The organism is Leifsonia shinshuensis (genome assembly GCF_022606355.1).
In the GTDB taxonomy this organism is placed as follows: domain Bacteria; phylum Actinomycetota; class Actinomycetes; order Actinomycetales; family Microbacteriaceae; genus Leifsonia; species Leifsonia shinshuensis_B.
In genome coordinates, this window is record NZ_JAHHZQ010000005.1 from 25290 (window position 1) to 42544 (window position 17255).

A 17255-nucleotide genomic window follows, 5' to 3' on the forward strand; every position below is an offset into this window, starting at 1 on the left:
CGACCGAGGCGGGGAGGAGCGCAATGGCCTCCCTTGCGGGGCTGGTCAGCGCTGTCCGGGTGGACGAGGTGGTGCTGCCGCTGCAGCGACCCGTGCGGAACGGGACCGCGTTCATCGCGCAGCGTGAGTACGTGCTCGTGACTGTCGAGACCGTGGACGGCGCGACCGGCACGGCGTGCGCGCTCACCCGCGGAGCGCCCATCCGGGCGATGGTGGAGGACTTCCTTGCGCCACGCTTGATCGGCCAGTCCGCCTTCAACCTGCAGAACGCGTGGCAGGACAACTACCGTGCCGGTGAACTGTTCCTCGGGCGATCGGGCGCGTTCATCCGCGCTCTGTCGCTGATCGACATCGCTCTGTGGGATCTGCTCGGTGCTGTTCTGGAGCGGCCGGTCGCGGCCATCCTGGGCGGCGGGGGCGGTTCGGCGCCGGTGATGGCTGCGCTCGGGTACTACCAGTCCGACGCGGACGGTCGCATCATCGCCGACCTCGACCGCCTGACCGAGGAGTACGTCGGCTTCGTGGAGCGCGGATTCCGCAAGTTCAAGGTGATGGCCGGAGGAGCGCCGCTCACGGTGGACGTGGAGCGAATCCGGGCGATCAGTTCCGTGCTGCCGCCGGACGCCGAGCTCGCGGTGGACGTGAACGGCGCGTGGTCTACCGCGGCCGAGGGGCTGCGCTTCCTGGACGCCGTCGATGTGCCGTTCTCCTTCATCGAGGACCCTTTCCGCCCGGACAACGATTCCGCTCTCCGCCGCTTCCGCGCGCAGTCGTCCGCGGTCGTGGCGGTCGGGGAGTGGGAGTCGGGCATCCACCGGTTCCGTTCGCTGCTCGGTGACGGACTGGCGGACGTGCTGCGCATCGATGCGACGGCCTGTGGCGGCATCGGCGAGTGGATGCGGATCGCGGCGCTGGCGTCGGCCTACGACGCCAGCATCGTGCCGCACTACTATCCGGAGATTCACGTCCACCTCGCTGCGGCCGTGCCCGGCGTGGACGCGGTCGAGACGGTTCCGGTCGAGACAGGCGCGGACAACTTCGATGAGCTGCTGACGCACTCCGCGTGGGCGGGCGGAGCCTCGGCGACGCCGCTGGACACGCCCGGGTTCGGCACCGAGTGGGACTGGGAGAGGATCCGTCATGTCCGATGAACCGTCGTCGCTCGCGCTGCGGTCGCGAAGCGGCCTCGAGGTGGAGGTGCGGCCGGAACAAGGGCTGGACCTGGGCTCAGCGCGGTTCCGCGGCTCCGAGCTGGCCTGGTTCGCCCCTGCGGAATGGAAGGCCGCCGACCCGTGGCTGGCTGCGTTCTCCGGCGGGCTGCTGGCGACCTGCGGGCTGCACAACGTCGGCCGGCCGAGCGACGGTCACGGCTTGCACGGCCGGTTCGCGCTGCTGCCTGCGGAGGACGTCCGGGTGCTGGATGATGAGGACGGCGGCGTGCGGGTGACGGGCACCGTGACCGATGCGGGCCTGGTCTGCCGACGTACCGTCACGCTCTGCGCCGACCGACCGGTCGTGTCGGTGACGGACACGGTCAGCAACACTGGAGCGACCGCCGTGCAGGCGCCGTTGCTCTACCACGTCAACGTGGGCGGCGCACTGGGCGTCGACTCCGTGCAGGTGGACGGCCCGGTACAGGAAAGCGCGCAGCGCGAACCGGGCCCGGGCTGGCCGGACTGGCGGCGGCCCGGTGACGCTCCCGCGAACGATGCTTCAGGCGCCCCCGTCGAGTTCGTGTGGGAGCACACGACGACCGAGCCGTGGCTGCGGGTCCGCGACCCGCACGCCCGGCTCGGGCTGCGCATCGGCTGGAGCGGGCTCGACCGTGTGCACCAGTGGGTGGACCGCAGCGGGGGAAAGGACGCACTCGCGCTGGAGCCGGCGAACTGCTCGGTCCTCGGTCGCGCGCACGACCGGCGCGAAGGACGGGCTCCGATGCTCGCCGCGGGAGCGGAGAGGGTGACTGGGATGAGTGTGGAGGTGCTGGAATGGTGAACGGCTCGTGCGTAGTGACCGGAGCCGCGAGCGGAATCGGCGCCGCCATCGCGGCCGAGCTGGCCGAGCGCGGCTGGGCGGTGGTCGGACTGGACCTGCATCCGGGCGACGGCGGCACGGAGATCGTCATCGGTGACGTCGCGGATCCCGCAGCGCACCGGAGCGCCGCCGACCGTGCCGCCGAACGGGCGCCACTGCGCGGCTGGGTGAACTGCGCCGGATACAACATCTTGGGCTCCGTGGTCGAACTCGCGCACGCGGACCTGGTCCGTGGCATCGAGGTCGACCTGCTCGGCGTCTTCCACGGCACGGCGGAGGCGATGCGCCGCTTCCTGACCCTTGCCGCCGCCGATCGGGATGCGGCGGTGGTGAACATCTCGTCCATCCAGGCGGCTGTCGGATTCCCGGGCTTCGCCGCCTACGCGATGGCAAAGGGCGGGATCGAAGCGCTCACCCGACAAGTCGCGGCGGAGTACGTGACCGAGGGCGTCCGCGTGAACGCGGTCGCGCCCGGGCTCGTCGAGAGCCCGATGAACGAGGCCATACTCGACCCCGAGCGGGAGGAGCGGTGGCGGCACATCACCCCGATGGGCCGGTGGGCCAAACCGCGCGAGGTCGCGAAAGCGGTTGCGTTCCTGCTCTCCGCCGACGCCTCGTACATCACCGGTGAGGTGCTCGCGGTCAACGGCGGCGCGCTGGCGTTGGCGCCGGGGCAGGGCTCGCGCCGTGGATGACAACGCCCGCTTCCTCGACGCCGTGTCCCGGTTGCCGGCGCCCGCGATGGACGACCGTGTCGCCGCTGCGCGCGAGCGTCGCGTCCTGCTCGCCGAGCTGTTCGACAGCCCGGGGGATGCGGTGGTCGAGCAGCGTGAGGAGGTCATCGCCGGGGTGTCGGTGCGCATCTTCGAAGCCGCCGGAGCCGATGGCCGAGATGCCGCACCGCTGGTTTACGTGCATGGCGGCGGGTGGGTGGCCGGCGACCCGCGCACGCACGCGGGCATCTGCGCGCGTCTCGCTCGCCAAGCCGGCCGCACTGTGGTCTCGGTCGACTACCGCCGGCCGCCGGAGCACCGGCATCCCGCCGCGGTCCACGACGTGATCGCCGTGCTCGACGCTCTCCCGGCCGTCGCCGCGCTTGCCGGCGACAGTTCGGGCGCGCACGTCGCGTTCGAGGCCGCGGTGCACCGGGCGGCCCGCCCGGGCGTTCGCCCGATCGACCGGCTCGTGCTCATCCAGCCCGCCTGCGACCCCGCGATGGACAGGCCGTCCTGGGCCGCATTCGGCAGCGGACGATTCCTCACCGCCGCGGCGATGCGCTGGTACTGGGACGAGTACGCCGGGCCGGAATCCGCCGGAGTCCTCCCGCTCTGGGAGCACGATCTCGCGGGACTGCCGCCCGCGCTGATCATTCTCGGCGCACTCGACCCCCTCCTGGACGAGGGCGCTGAGCTCGCCCGCCGGCTCCGAGACGCCGGAGTCGCCGTCGACGTCGTCGTCCAGCCGGATGCGCTCCACGGGAGCCTCACAATGCCGGCAGCGTTCCCCGCGCACGCGGGGGCGTTCACGACAATCGCCGCCTGGATCGCGGGCGGCGCACAGCGTGGCAGCACGCCACAGAAGGAAGGCATCACCGCATGACCACGACATCCCTCTCGCCCCGTGAGCGTATCCGCCGGATGCTCCTCATCCGCCGGATGGAGGAGACCATCCTGGAGCTGCGCCGCGCGGACCGCGTCGCCGGCTCCATCCACCTCGGCGTCGGCCAGGAAAGCGCCCCGGTCGGCGTCGGGGCGCAACTCGACGAGCGCGACCGTGTCGTCGCCACGTACCGCGGGCATGGCTGGGCGCTGGTCCGCGGCGTGCCGCTGGGCAGGATCTTCGCCGAAGTGCTCGGCCGCGCGGGCGGCACCAACGGCGGACGCGCCGGCTCAGCGTATCTGACAGCGCCAGAGTACGGGTTCGTCGGCGAGAACAGCATCGTCGGCGCGGGGCTGCCGATCGCGGACGGGGTCGCGATGGCGCAGCAGTTCCGCGGCGCCGGAGGGGTGGTCGTGGTGTCGTTCGGCGACGGCGCGACCAACCAGGGCGGCTCGCACGAGGCGCTGGTCTTCGCGGCCGCCCGGCGGCTTCCGGTCCTCTTCGTCTGCGAGAACAACTCCTGGTCGGAGATGACGCCGATCACCGACACCGTGCCCGGCGCCGAGCTGCACCGGCGTGCGGCGGGCTACGGCCTGCGCGCCGGGCTCGTGGACGGCACCGTCGTGGGCGACGTGGAGGCCGCGGCCGGCGCCGCGATCGAGCGGTTGCGCGCGGGCGGCGGACCGGAGTTCCTCGAGATCCGCGTGCCCCGCATCCTCGGCCACTACAACGGAGACCTGCAGCTCTACCGGTCGGACACCGACAAGCAGGAGCACCTGGACCGCGACCCGCTCGCGCACGAGATCGCCGCATCCGGACTCAGCGCGGACGAGATCGAGGCCGTGCGCGCCGAGGTCGAGGCCGAGGTGCAGGAGGCGCTGGCATGGGCGGAGTCCAGTCCGCTCGCCGACGTGACGACCGCCGCCGACCATGTCGTCGATGCCGCGGTCGCATTCGCGGTCGCACCGCTGCCGACCGAAGGCAAGGAGCTCGCCTACGGCCTCGCCGTCAATCGCGCGCTCGGTGTGGAGCTCGAGGAGCGGCCGGAGGTCGTGCTGTTCGGCGAGGACATCGCCATCCCGGGCGGTACCTTCGGCGTGACCAGGAACCTGCGCAAGAACTTCGGCGAGCGAGTATTCGACACTCCCATCTCCGAGACGGCTATTCTGGGCGCCGCGGTTGGGGCGAGCATTCAGGGGTTGCGACCGGTGGTCGAGATCATGTGGTCCGATTTCATGCTCGTCGCGTTCGATCAGCTCGTGAACCAGGCCGCGAATGTCCGCTACATCTCCGAGGGCAGGGTGACCGCGCCCCTTGTGGTCCGCACCCAGCAGGGCGTCACGCCGGGATCGTGCGCGCAGCACTCGCAGAGCTTGGAGGCACTGCTCGCACACATCCCGGGACTGAGGATCGGAATGCCCTCGACCTCGGCCGACGCCTACGCGATGACCCGCGCGGCGGTCGCGGCCGACGACCCGGTGATCCTCATCGAGTCCCGCGCGATGTACCTCGACAAGGGCATCGTCGACCTCGATGCGCCGGTGGAGGCCGTCGGCGGCGCCCGCACGCGCCGCTCCGGCTCGGACGTGCTGATCGTCAGCTGGGGTCGGATGTGCGACATCGCGCTGAGCGCGGCCGACGAGCTCGCCGACAGGGGCGTGGACGCCACGGTCCTCGATCTGCGCTGGCTCTCCCCGCTCGACGACGCCGCGATCGCCCGCGCGGTCGCCGACAACGGCGGCCGGGTCGTGGTCGCGCACGAGGCCAATCTCACGGGCGGCTTCGGCGCTGAGATCGCCGCGCGGATCGCGTCAGAGCACTTCGCGCAACTCACTGCGCCGATCGAGCGCGTCGGTCTGCCGGATGTCCGGGTGCCGTCGGCTCCGGCACTGCAGAACGCGCTCCTCCCGACCTCCGCGCACGTCCGCGACGCGGCGCTGCGCCTCACCGACGCTCGGCACGCCTATGTCGCCTGAAGTGGGCCCCCCGCGCGTCGGCCTCGGCTGCGCACAGCTCGGGAACCTGTACACGGCGATGTCCGACGAGACGGCACTGGCGTGCGTCGAGACGGCGTGGGACGCCGGTGTCCGCTACTTCGACACCGCGCCCCACTACGGTCTCGGTCTCTCCGAGCGCCGCCTCGGGGCCGCACTGCGCGGGCGGCCGCGCGACGCGTTCACGGTGAGCACCAAAGTCGGCCGGCTGCTCGAGCGGAACCTGCACCCGACGGGCCGCGACACCGAAGGCTTCGAGGTGCCGGACGACCTGGTGCGCCGCTGGGACTTCAGCGCCGCCGGCATCACGGCCTCGGTCGCGGGCTCGCAGGAGCGGCTCGGACTCGACCGGATCGACATCCTGCTCGCCCATGACCCTGACCTGCGCCCGGCCACGCACGCCCAGTTCCTCGCCGAAGGCGCGCCCGCTCTCGAGGCGTTGCGGGCGGTGGGGCGGGTCGGCGCGGTCGGCGTCGGTACGAACTCGGCCGAGGCGGCGTACGAGTACGTGACCAGTGCCGACCTTGACGTCGTCATGATCGCCGGGCGATTCAACCTGCTCGACCACTCGGCGCTGGACGGGTTGCTCGACGAGTGCGCGCGGCGCGGGATCTCCGTCGTGAACGTCGGGGCTTTCGCGAGCGGCGTGCTGGCGAATCCGACGCCGTCGGCGGCCAGCCACTTCCGCTACGAGCTCGCCTCCCCGGAGGTCCTGGCGCGCGTCTCCGCGATCGCTGGCGTCTGCGCCGCGTTCGGCACCACGCTTCCACGGGTTGCGCTCGCGTTCGCCGCATCGCATCCCGCCGTCGCCTCGGTGACGCTCGGGGCGAGCCGCCCGGAACACGTGCGCCGAAACGTGCAACTGGCCGCCTCGCCGCAGCCGCCCGCGGGCGTGTGGGGCGCGCTGGCGGAGGCGGGCCTGCTCGACGCAGAAGTGGTGGAGCGGCTCCGGCTCGGGAGCCCGGGATGAGCGTGCCGCGCTTCGTCGCGCCCGCTGATTCCGGTGCCTTCCTCGTCGCTTCCCCCGCCACAGAAGCCGTCTACGAACTGGCCGAGGGGCCGGCTTGGGACGCCCGGACCGGCACTCTGACCTGGGTGGACATGGTCGCCGGACGGGTGCTGACCGGGACGCTCGACGGTTCCCGCATTCGCGAGCGATCGTCGGAGCAGCGCCCTGGCCCGGTCGCCGCGGCGCTTCCGACGGACGACGGGGGCCGCCTCGTCGTGGAGCGCGATCGCCTCGTCCGATTCGGTCCGGACGCAGCGGTCGCGGCAGTCGAGCCGCTCCCCCTGCACGCAGGCGCCGCGCAGGTGAACGACGCCGCGTGCGACCCGCACGGCCGGCTGCTGTACGGTACGAAGGGGTCGGGGCCTCAGGCGCTGTACCGACGCGAGTTCGACGGGGCGATCACGCTCATCGATGACGACCTCACGCTCTCGAACGGGATCGCGTGGTCGCCGGATGGCGCGACGCTCTATCACGCGGATACCTTCGCCGGCGTCGTGTGGAGTCGAACCTACGACTCCAGCTCCGGACGGATCGGCCCCCGCCGCTCCCACGTCGATCTGGGTGGCGCGTGGCCGGACGGAATCGCTGTGGATGTGGCCGGTCGGGTGTGGGTGGCGGTGTGGGGCGCCGGCGAGGTCCGCGGATACGGTGTCGAGGGCGGGCTCGAGTACACGATCGCGGTCGCGGCACCGCACACGTCGAGCGTCTGCTTCGCCGGCGCGGAACGGGAGGTGCTGGTCATCACGACCGCACGAGACGGCCTGACGGCGGACCAGCTCGCGGAGTGGCCCGAATCAGGCCGCGTCTTCCTCGTCGACGCCGTTGCGCCAGGCGTGACCACGACCGCGTTCCGGACGGTCGCGCATGAGTGACGGCCACCTCGTCGACACTCACGTCCACGTCTGGGATCGGACGGTCCTGCGCTACCCGTGGCTGGATTCCGAGCCAGAGCTCGGCCGGCCCGCCCTCCCCGCGAGGATCGACCGCGATGCCGGAGCCGACTCGATGCTGCATGTGCAGGCCGACTGCGAACCCGGTCAGGCGATGGCCGAGATCGACTGGGTGCGGAGCATCGACTGGCCCGAGCTCTCCGGAATCATCGCCTTCGCCGATCTCGAACGGCGGGCTGGGCGGCAGTCGCTTGCCTCGCTCGCAGATGAGCGCCTGGTGGTCGGCGTGCGACAGATTCTGCGAGGGATGAGTGCGAGCCGACTCAGCAGGTTGGCTCCCGCTTTCGCTGACCTCCACTCCGCCGCGCTCACCTTCGACGCCACCGTCGAGCGCGGCCAGCTTCGGGAGCTCGCGGCGCTGCATGCGCGATCCGAGGCGACGACCGTCGTCCTCGACCATCTCGGCGACCCACCGCTCGACGCCGAATGGTCATCTGCGGAGGCCGCCCAGTGGCGCGACGGCATCCGAGCCGTCGCCGAGTGCCCGGCCGCCGTTCTCAAGGTCTCAGGTCTTTCGGCGGCGTCCCGGGAGGGCGAACGCTGGCAGCACACGTCACGTTTCGTGCGGTTTGCGTTCGAGGCATTCGGACCCGCACGCACTGTGCTCGGAAGTGACTGGCCTGTCACCGCACCGGTGTCTTCGCCTGGCATCCCGTGGCACCGAGTGCTCGACACCGAACTCACCGGCGATCCTGCCGCGCTCGAACAGGTTCGCTCCGGAACAGCGAATCGGACCTATGGAAAGGAATACGTCACATGAAACTCCTCCGCATCGGCGAGCCAGGGAGGGAACGTCCGGCGGTGCTCGTGGACGGAAGGGCGCGAGACGTGTCCGGCGTTGTGCGGGACTTCGATGCCGCGTTCTTCACGGAGGGCGGGCTCGCCGCGCTTCGGGACGCGATCGACGGTGATCTCGCCGCGTTTCCGGAGGCCGGCGACGATCAGCGGATCGGGCCGCCCGTCGCGCGACCGGGACAGGTCTGGTGTGTCGGCGTCAACTATCGCGACCACGCGGCGGAATCGTCGCTCGAGGTTCCCGGGGAGCCGCTGATCTTCGGAAAGGCGGCGAACACCGTCGTCGGTCCGAACGACGACGTGAGGATCCCGCCCGGAAGCGTCAAGACCGACTGGGAGGTCGAGCTCGGCGTCGTCATCGGGCGGCGTGCCCGCTATCTCTCCGACGACGAAGACCCGCTCGATTACGTGGCGGGCGTGACCATCTCCAACGACATCTCCGAGCGCGAATGGCAGCTCGAACATGCAGGACAGTGGATCAAAGGCAAGTCGTTCGAGACATTCAACCCTCTCGGTCCGTGGCTGGTCACGCTGGACGAGGCCGGAGAGCTGGGCAGCCTGACTCTCGAACTGGACCTCAATGGAGCGCCGCAACAGCGAGGGACGACAGCGGACATGGTGTTCGGGGTGGCCGAGATCGTCCGCTACCTCAGCCGGTTCGCCGTGCTGGAACCAGGCGACCTGATCAACACCGGCACCCCCGCAGGGGTGGGGCTCGGAATGGATCCACAGCGGTATCTGCGTGCGGGGGACGTGGTGGACCTCCGGATCACCGGGCTCGGCGCCCAGCACCAGCGCCTCGTCCCACCCAGCTCGAACACGAAGGAGTAGTCATGGAATTCGACGGCCTCACAGCCTTGGTCACCGGGGCAGCAAGCGGCATCGGCCTCCGCGTCGCCACCCTGCTCGAAGAGTCCGGTGCCACAGTCATCGGTCTGGACCGTGCACCTGCTCCAGGGACCCGTGACGACCTGGTTCTCGCCGACATCACCGACGGCCCGGCGCTCGAGGCGGCGCTGCACGGCCGATTCGCTGACGAGCGGCTCGACATCCTGGTGAACTGCGCAGGCATCGGCGCCACGGGCACCATCGCAGACAACGACGACGCCGAGTGGGCACGCGTCCTCGACATCAACGTCACCGGCACTGCCCGCGTGACGCGCTCGGTGCTCCCGAATCTGCTGCGCTCCGACTGTGCCGCGATCGTGAACATCAGTTCGATCGCGGCGTGGGCAGGCCTCCCGCAGCGTGCTCTCTACAGTGCCAGCAAGGGGGCCGTGCAGGCTCTCACCTTGGCGACGGCTGCGGACTTCGCGGGTCGGATCCGCGTCAACTGCGTCTGTCCGGGCACCGTGGACACTCCCTGGGTGGGGCGCCTGCTCGACGCCTCCGATGATGCGCAGGAGGAGCGCCGCCGGTTGGAAGCCCGTCAGCCGATGGGCCGCCTCGCCACCGCCGACGAGGTGGCCGCCGCTGTGCTCTGGCTGGCGTCTCCGGCCGCGTCCTTCGTGACAGCGACTGCGCTCGGAGTCGATGGCGGCATGGCCGGCCTGCGGCTTCCATCCAGCACACGATGACGGATGCCCCTCGACCCGCGCTACCGCGTGGGAGGCGTGGGAACCCTCCCAACCGATGACGCGATCGAGACGACTGCGGCTGGTGTGTCGCGCGGCCACGGTCTCAGGTGAGAACTGACGGCGAGCGGCCTGCGTGTTCGTCGCGCCCGGCGACGTCATCAGGATGCGCGGGACGTGATCGACATTCCTGGCTCGCGTCATCCTGCGTGGCCCGCTGCGCTCCCCTTATTGGAGATTGTCACTCAACGACTGCTCCCTTACCAGAAGGTGCGAGCGCGATGATGAAGATGATGATGGTGACCCGCGCATTCAGGGGTGTCATCGAAGCGGTGCGTCGGCGCAGCCGTGTGCGCCGGGTGGCTTCTCTCCTGCTGGTGCCGCTGATGTTGGTCGCCGGAGTGTACGGGATGACCGGTGTGCCCACTGCAGCCTTCGCTGCTACGGGGTCCCAGATCTCCGGTGTCGCCTGGGCGGACACCGCACTGACGGGGAACATCCCCGCAGCTGGCGCCGTGTACCCGTCCGGGATGACTGTCGAACTGATCGATCCGGCCGCGAATAACGCTGTCGTCGCCACGACAGCCACCGACGCGTCGGGGAAGTACGCCTTCGCGGACGTCGCGGACGGCATCTACAGGCTTTTGGCCATCGCACCGGCGAATATGAAGTTCCCGACGGCCGCGATAGGCTCCGACGTTTTCGTCTCGACCGGGACGCCGGCTTCGAGCACGGATCCCTATCAGGGGATGTCTCAGTCGCTGACGGTCTCCGGCGCGACGCAGCTGACGAATCAGAACGCGGGTGTGCAGCCGATCGCAACCCTGGCCGTGCACGCTCTGTCGCAGCCCGGCTACAACTGTGCGAACACCAGCGGGCAGATGGTCGCACAGACAGACAGCGGCGATTGCAACACCAAGACGACGTCCAACGTGTCGCAGGCGTTCGCCGTCTCTGTATCGAACCTCGCGACCGGTCAGGTCGTCCACAACGTCACCGCGACGTTCACGTTCACGCCGCAGAACGGTGCCGTGCTGCAGATGCCGGGACTTCCGGCCGGGTGCAGCACCACCGGCGGTGTCACCCCGGTGTCGTCGGTGTCGGGGAATCTGGTGCTGGTCTGCAACATCGGTGACGTGAACTCCGCGCAGATCGCGGCGATCATGCCGGTGGTCGTTCCCACCACCGCGTCTCCGAACGGGTCGTCCTTCTCCACCTCCGTTTCGGTCAAGGCGGGCGACGGAACCGCCGTGAACTCGAACGTGGAGACCAATCCGGTGATCTCGATCTCCGGTGCCCCGGACTACTACACGGACAAGTGGGTGGAGTCCAACTACGGCCCGGGCACCTACACCATCAACGGGGTCTCTCAGCACGGCTACGAACTCCGCTATGCGATCCAGGGCTACCCTCAGACTGCGGCGGGTTCGACGCAGCTGACGCTGCCGCTGACGATTCCTGACTCGGGCATCCCGCAGTTCCCCAACGCCATCGTTGTGGCGTGCAACGGCGGCGTCTGGGGGTACGGCCTGAACTACACCCCGGTGCAGAACTGTCCGGTCGGGCAGACGGCCTCGCCAACGAACCCGTGGAACTTCACCTTCACGAACTACATCAGCGGCTACCAGTGCGCCAACCTCGGCGGCATCGTGTGCGTCGACACCGGGACTGCCCGGTACGGCCAACTCGTCACGGTGTTCGTTCCGGTCTCGGACATGAACAAGGCTCTCGATCCGTCGTGGGTCCCGGGCAACCCGGACGTACAAGGCACGATGAGCTTCACGAACTGTCTGGGAAGCATGGACGGCAAGGTGGACGCGACCGGCCAGCCCAACAACGGCGACGGCCACATGGGCGGCACCCACTGCGCCACGACTTCGTTCACCGCGCCCGCCAACGGATTCCCCTCACCGATCACCGCGTTCAAGCGTTACATCATCGACGGGGTGATGACCAAGGACGGCTTCTTCGTGGAGCCCGACGAACCCAACGTGCAGTCGCTGGTGCAGTACGTGAACAACGGGGCTTCCGCTGACCAGAACTTCTCGATGTGCGACTACTTCGACGTGTCCACCATGACGCTGAAGAGCCCGAACCCCACCACCGTGAACGGACTGCCGAAGGGCTTCGAGGTCGAATACGGGGTCGCCCCGAACACGACCAACGACCAGGTGGGCTCGCCCGCGACCAACGCCACCTACCCCAAGAACCCGGTCTACAAGTACAGCAATCCGGACCAGAGCACCATCGGTGCTAACTGCAACACGTACACCGGTGTGTGGCACACCGATCCGACCGCGTTCGGTGCGAACTGGCAGCAGCAGGTCAACGTCGTTCGGATCGCGCCGATTCCGGGATTCACCCCGACTCCGGCCGCGCCGAGCGGCACGACCGTCAACCTGTATCTGAACCTGAACGTGCTCAGCGTCTACAACGGCGGTCCGAACGCGGGCCAGACGATCCCTGACGGCGCCTACATCCCCAACGTGGGATCGTGGGACCGCGGACCACTGGACAGCTCGTTCTCCAGTGAGACCGCGAATGTCGCCTTCGGACAGACCCTGGCCTCCACCATCAACGGGTACAAGACCTACTGCACCGCTGGTGCGGGCTGCTACTGGAACAACGCCCCGCACACCACCAACGCCGGCGAGTTCATGCAGTCGTTCGTCGGTTATGGCAACAGCGGTCCCGGCCCGGACAAGCACTTCTCGCTGTGCGATGTCTTCGACGTCTCCACGCTGCGGCTGGGACACAACAACGCGTATGCGTGGCCCAGCGGGCTCCCGGCCGGCTTCGAGGTGGAGTACGGGGTGGTCCCGAACACCGTCGACAGCCAGGTAGGGGCGCCGACCGTCGGCAACGGCTACGCGCAGCCGATCTATGCCTATTCCAATAAGGATCAGCAGGACGCCGCGCTGAACTGCACCACGATCAACGCGAACTGGACGACGACACCTGCGACGACGTTCGGGGCGAACTGGCAGGACCAGGTCAACGCGGTGCGGGTCGCACCGATCCCCGGCTACACGCCGACCCCGTCGGCGCCGCCGAACTACAACACCAATCTGGTCGCTGACCTCGATGTCCGTGCGGTCTACAACGGCGGGCCGAACGCGGGGCAGGCAATCCCCACCGGCGCCTACCTCCCCAACGTGGGCGCGTGGGACACCCCGAGCAACGCGGCGTCGCCGATCACCACGCAGACCGCTGCCGTCGCCTACCAGGCGTACCGGTTGGCGCTGAACAAGACCGTCAACACCGCCGTCTCCTATCAGCCGGGCGGCCAGATCCAATGGACGTTGCAGCCACAGATCACCCAGGGCGCCGTAGGCAAATCCGTCACAGGGGTGACGGTGACGGACAAGATCCCTGCCAACACCACCTACAACGCGGCGTGCACGCAGGCGAACCTGCCCAACGGGGTCACCGCGGTCTACAACACCACCGCCAACACGGTGACGTTCACCTATTCGCAGTCCTTCCTCGTCGGCGCGACGCTTCCTCAGAACCTGCCGCCGTTCAAGATCTGCACCGACATCATCACCACGACCAGACCGGGAAGCGGGATCAGCAACACCCGCCACGATCGCTTCGACCGAGTCGCCGGTGGCGACGGCGAGCAATGCAGCCGGCATCACCGTGCAGGGCGCCGGCAACCTGGCGATCAGCAAGTCGGTGGACAAGCAGACCATCCGGTCGGGCGACACCTACAACTGGACGCTGACGTGGGGCAACACCACCGCGGTGGCGTTCGCTGCACCGCAGATCATCGACGTCCTCCCGTACAACGGCGATGGGTCGAGCGGGGCGAGCTCGCAGCGGCTGAGCGGTTCGTCTTCCTTCTCGGGCACGAATGTGCTCACCGGTCCTCTCGCGCAGCCGAGGTATTCGGCGGGGAGCACGGATTCCGGCAACGTCACCGGAACGTGGTATTACACGACCGCCTCGCCGACGACGATTCAGCAGAACCCGAACGACCCCTCGAACCAGAGTCCCGGCACCGGGTCCAGCATCTGGGTCACTGCCGCGAACGTGACCGACTGGTCGCAAGTCACCGGAATCTACTTCCTGACATCCGGGTTCATCAACGGCGGCAACGTCGTCACCGTGCAGGTCCCGATGAAGGCGGACTCCGGCGGCGTGCTGGGGGACATCTACGTCAACCAGGCCGAGCTGTTCACCTCGAGCGCACCGGACAACCCGGTGGTCTCGAACAACCCGTACACACAGATCCCCGGCATCACGATCGTCAAGTCGGCGAACCCCACCACGGTGACCGCCGCGGGGCAACCGGTGACATACACCTTCACCGTCGCCAACAAGGGCAAGGTCAGCGTCAACAACGTCTCCGTCACGGACACGCAGGTCCTGCCATCGGTGGCGCAGTCACTCAAGCCGATCACCTGCAAGGCGCTGTCCTCCCCCGCAGCCCCCTGCTCGGGAGGCATCGTCCCGACCCTCGCCGGCGGCCAGACGGCGACGTTCACCGCGGAATACACCGCCACGCAGGCTGATGTCGACAACGGCACGATCACGGACACCGCGGTCGCGAACGGTGTGACGAACCCGGGCGGCGCGCCCATCACCTCCACCCCGTCGACCGCAGTCGTGACCGCGACGCCGTCCCCGGGGATCTCCGTCACGAAGACGGCATCGCCGACGACCGTGACCGCGATCGGTGCACCGGTGACCTACACGTTCGTCGCCACCAACACCGGCAACGTCACGCTCACCGGGGTCGGGATCACGGACGACCAGGTCGCCCCCGCGCTGAACAAGAACCTGGGCGCGATCTCCTGCACGACACTGACGTCGCCGGCCGGCTCCTGCTCGGGAGCGACGACGACGCTTGCGCCCGGGCAGTCCGCGACGTTCACCGGGGTCTACACTGTGCAGCCGGCTGATGCCGACTACGGGACGATCACCGACAAGGCGACGGCGCACGGCACCCCGCCCGGTACGACCGCGCCGATCACGTCGAACGAAGCCATCAAGGTGGTGACGATTCCGCCGGCACCGGCGCTCACGATCGTGAAGGACTCCGCGACGACGGTCGTGACCGCGGCGAACCAGACGATCCCGTACACGTTCCTCGTCACGAACACCGGAAACGTGACCCTCGGCGGAGTGCATGTCGCCGACACCGTGGCGCCGCCCTCCTCGCCGTCGAGCCTGACGGACCTGAGCTGCCCGAAGGCAACGCTCGCGTCCGGCGAATCGATGACGTGCACGGCGAACTACACCACCACGCAGCCGGACGTCGACAACGGTCGGGTGGATGACAGCGCCGTTGCGAAGGGCACGCCGCCGCCGACGCTCACCAACCCGCTCCCGCTCGAGATCACCTCCCCGAAGTCGGACAAGTCCATCCCGGTGACGCAGTCCCCGTCGATCGAGCTCCACAAGAGCGCGACCTACGGCATCGGGCAGATCGGCAACGCCGGAGACACGATCAACTACACGGTCGTCGCGACGAACACCGGGAACCTGACCCTGTCGAACGTCGTCATCAGCGACGACCTGAAGGGCCTGACGCCGCTCACATTCGCCTGGCCGGACCCGACGAAGCCGAACGTGCTCCTGCCGGGACAGTCGGTCGTAGGGACCGCGTCCTACACCGTCACCCAGACGGACGTCGACAGCGAGAAAGGCGTGACCAATCACGCCACGGTGACGTCGAAGGCGCCGAACGGGGAGACCCCGCACGCGGACGACACCAAGCACCTGGACACCCCGGCGACCTCGGGCATCCAGCTCGTGAAGACCGGGGAACGCGCCACGACAGGGACCCCGCACCCGGGCGACCTGGTCACATACAGCTTCGCGGCGACGAACCTCGGCAAGGTGAGCCTCACGAACGTCACGATCACCGACCCGATGAAGGGGCTGACGCCGATCACGTACGGCGCATGGCCGGACCCGACGAAGCCTGGTGTCCTCACACCGGGGCAGACGATCACCGGCACCGCGACATACAAGCTCACCCAGGCCGACATCGACGCCAGCAAGGTCGACAACACCGCCACCACCGTCGGCGACCCGCCGGTCGGCGATCCGGTGACTTCGGAGGCGACGTACACGCTCGTGCTGCCCTCGGACGCGAAGCTCGCGCTCCACAAGACCGGATCCATCGCGGACGGCGTCTGGACGGCGGGGGAGAAGGTGACGTACGGGTTCGTCGTCGCCAACACCGGCAACGTCACGTTGCATGGCGTCACGGTCAGCGACCCCATGGCCGGGCTCTCCGTGCTCACGTATACGTGGCCGGACCCGCAGAAGCCGGGCGTGCTCGCACCGGGTGAGACAGCGACCGCGACGGCGACGTACCGGCTGACACCGGCCGATGCGCGGGCAGACACCCTCACGAACAACGCGACCGCGTCGAGTGACCGTGCCCCGTCCGTGAAGGACTCGGTCACGCTGACCGGGCCCGCGGATCCGCCGGCCATCGTCGGAACGATCGTCGGCGGCCTGGCGGTGCTGGCCGGCACCGGCAGCACGATCAGCATGCTGCCGATCGCAGGTGGCCTGATCCTCGTCGGCGGGGGCGTGCTGTTCATGCTCCTTTCCCGCAAGCGTCGCGCCCGTCGCGACTGAGACCACCACCCCAGGGCTCGGAGGCCCGTCACCGTCCCCGACGTGATGACCCCGCAGTTGCTGCCGACCACCGCCGTCATTCTCGATCTCCAGCACTGCTCTCTCCTGTCGGAGCACTCACTCGTCCGAAGGGCCGGCCGTCGCGCCCAAGCAGTCGCCGGCGCGTTCGGCCTGCCACGGCGCTGATCGCGGTGATCGCGACCGTGGCGGGGACGATCCTGCCCGTAGGTGCGGTCTCGGGCGCTCTTCGAGTGCGACGGGTTCGTGAAGTGGGTGCTCGGGCGGTTCGGGATCACCATGCCCCGCAGCGTCAGCAGTCAGGCTGCGCGCGGCATCCGGATCTCCCGGGGTGAGGCCCAGGCCGGTGACCTGGTCGTCTACCCGGGTGAGCACATCGGGATCTACGACGGTCACGGCGGAATCGTCGACTCGCCCGACTGGGGGAGGAAGGTCTCCCACCGGTCCGTCTGGGGCAGCCCGCAGTACTACCGCATTCCGGGATGACCCGACATCCGGATTCCCGGCGGAGATCGAGGAAATCCGGAGGCCCCGTCATCGACGGGCAGCTGTGCCGCTCTCTTCAAGTGCAGGGATGAAGCTCGCCTGTCGTGCCACGTTTCGGGAGTGGCACTTTCGAGGGTGGGGGCCGTTCGGGTACGGCCCCCACGCCTCCCCTCCGCCCACAATCACTCGATTCGAG

12 protein-coding genes and 1 pseudogene are annotated in these 17255 nt (G+C 69.1%); all 13 read left to right on the forward strand.

Annotation, left to right across the window (positions count from 1 at the left end; genetic code table 11):
• Positions 1-23: 23 nt before the first annotated feature.
• Positions 24-1151 carry a mandelate racemase/muconate lactonizing enzyme family protein gene (locus tag KNO15_RS18805; RefSeq protein WP_241705346.1) on the forward strand — a complete coding sequence of 376 codons (1128 nt, stop codon included), beginning with the start codon at positions 24-26 and terminating at the stop codon, positions 1149-1151.
• Entirely contained in the window at positions 1141-1995 is an 855-nt protein-coding gene (locus KNO15_RS18810; RefSeq protein WP_241705347.1) for a DUF4432 family protein, read from the forward strand. Before KNO15_RS18805 ends, KNO15_RS18810 begins: the two co-directional genes overlap by 11 nt.
• Positions 1989-2729: an SDR family NAD(P)-dependent oxidoreductase gene (locus KNO15_RS18815; protein ID WP_241705348.1), complete on the forward strand. Its 741-nt coding sequence runs from the start codon at positions 1989-1991 to the stop codon at positions 2727-2729. The genes KNO15_RS18810 and KNO15_RS18815 overlap by 7 nt, the downstream gene beginning before the upstream one ends.
• Complete coding sequence (locus KNO15_RS18820; RefSeq protein ID WP_241705349.1) at positions 2722-3633, forward strand: alpha/beta hydrolase; 912 nt, start codon at positions 2722-2724, stop codon at positions 3631-3633. The genes KNO15_RS18815 and KNO15_RS18820 overlap by 8 nt, the downstream gene beginning before the upstream one ends.
• The gene (locus tag KNO15_RS18825; RefSeq protein ID WP_241705350.1) at positions 3630-5609 is read left to right on the forward strand and encodes an alpha-ketoacid dehydrogenase subunit alpha/beta; all 1980 of its coding nucleotides are present in this window, start codon (positions 3630-3632) and stop codon (positions 5607-5609) included. Before KNO15_RS18820 ends, KNO15_RS18825 begins: the two co-directional genes overlap by 4 nt.
• A complete protein-coding gene (locus KNO15_RS18830; RefSeq protein WP_241705351.1) occupies positions 5599-6597 on the forward strand; it encodes an aldo/keto reductase in 999 nt (332 codons plus the stop codon). Before KNO15_RS18825 ends, KNO15_RS18830 begins: the two co-directional genes overlap by 11 nt.
• Positions 6594-7508: an SMP-30/gluconolactonase/LRE family protein gene (locus KNO15_RS18835; protein ID WP_241705352.1), complete on the forward strand. Its 915-nt coding sequence runs from the start codon at positions 6594-6596 to the stop codon at positions 7506-7508. The genes KNO15_RS18830 and KNO15_RS18835 overlap by 4 nt, the downstream gene beginning before the upstream one ends.
• Positions 7501-8346, forward strand: a complete 846-nt coding sequence (locus tag KNO15_RS18840; RefSeq protein ID WP_241705353.1) for an amidohydrolase family protein — start codon at positions 7501-7503, stop codon at positions 8344-8346. The genes KNO15_RS18835 and KNO15_RS18840 overlap by 8 nt, the downstream gene beginning before the upstream one ends.
• Complete coding sequence (locus KNO15_RS18845; RefSeq protein ID WP_241705354.1) at positions 8343-9212, forward strand: fumarylacetoacetate hydrolase family protein; 870 nt, start codon at positions 8343-8345, stop codon at positions 9210-9212. Before KNO15_RS18840 ends, KNO15_RS18845 begins: the two co-directional genes overlap by 4 nt.
• A 2-nt stretch (positions 9213-9214) precedes the next feature.
• Positions 9215-9958 (forward strand): SDR family NAD(P)-dependent oxidoreductase, encoded by a 744-nt coding sequence (locus KNO15_RS18850; protein WP_241705355.1) that lies wholly within the window; start codon positions 9215-9217, stop codon positions 9956-9958.
• A gap of 407 nt (positions 9959-10365) precedes the next feature.
• Positions 10366-10749, forward strand: a pseudogene (locus KNO15_RS18855) (SdrD B-like domain-containing protein); the annotation flags it as partial.
• A 3502-nt stretch (positions 10750-14251) separates the two neighbouring features.
• Positions 14252-16555: a DUF11 domain-containing protein gene (locus tag KNO15_RS18860; protein ID WP_241705356.1), complete on the forward strand. Its 2304-nt coding sequence runs from the start codon at positions 14252-14254 to the stop codon at positions 16553-16555.
• Positions 16556-16783: 228 nt separating this feature from the next.
• On the forward strand, positions 16784-17059 hold the full coding sequence (locus KNO15_RS18865; RefSeq protein ID WP_241705357.1) for a C40 family peptidase: 276 nt from the start codon (positions 16784-16786) through the stop codon (positions 17057-17059).
• The last annotated feature ends 196 nt before the right edge of the window (positions 17060-17255 follow it).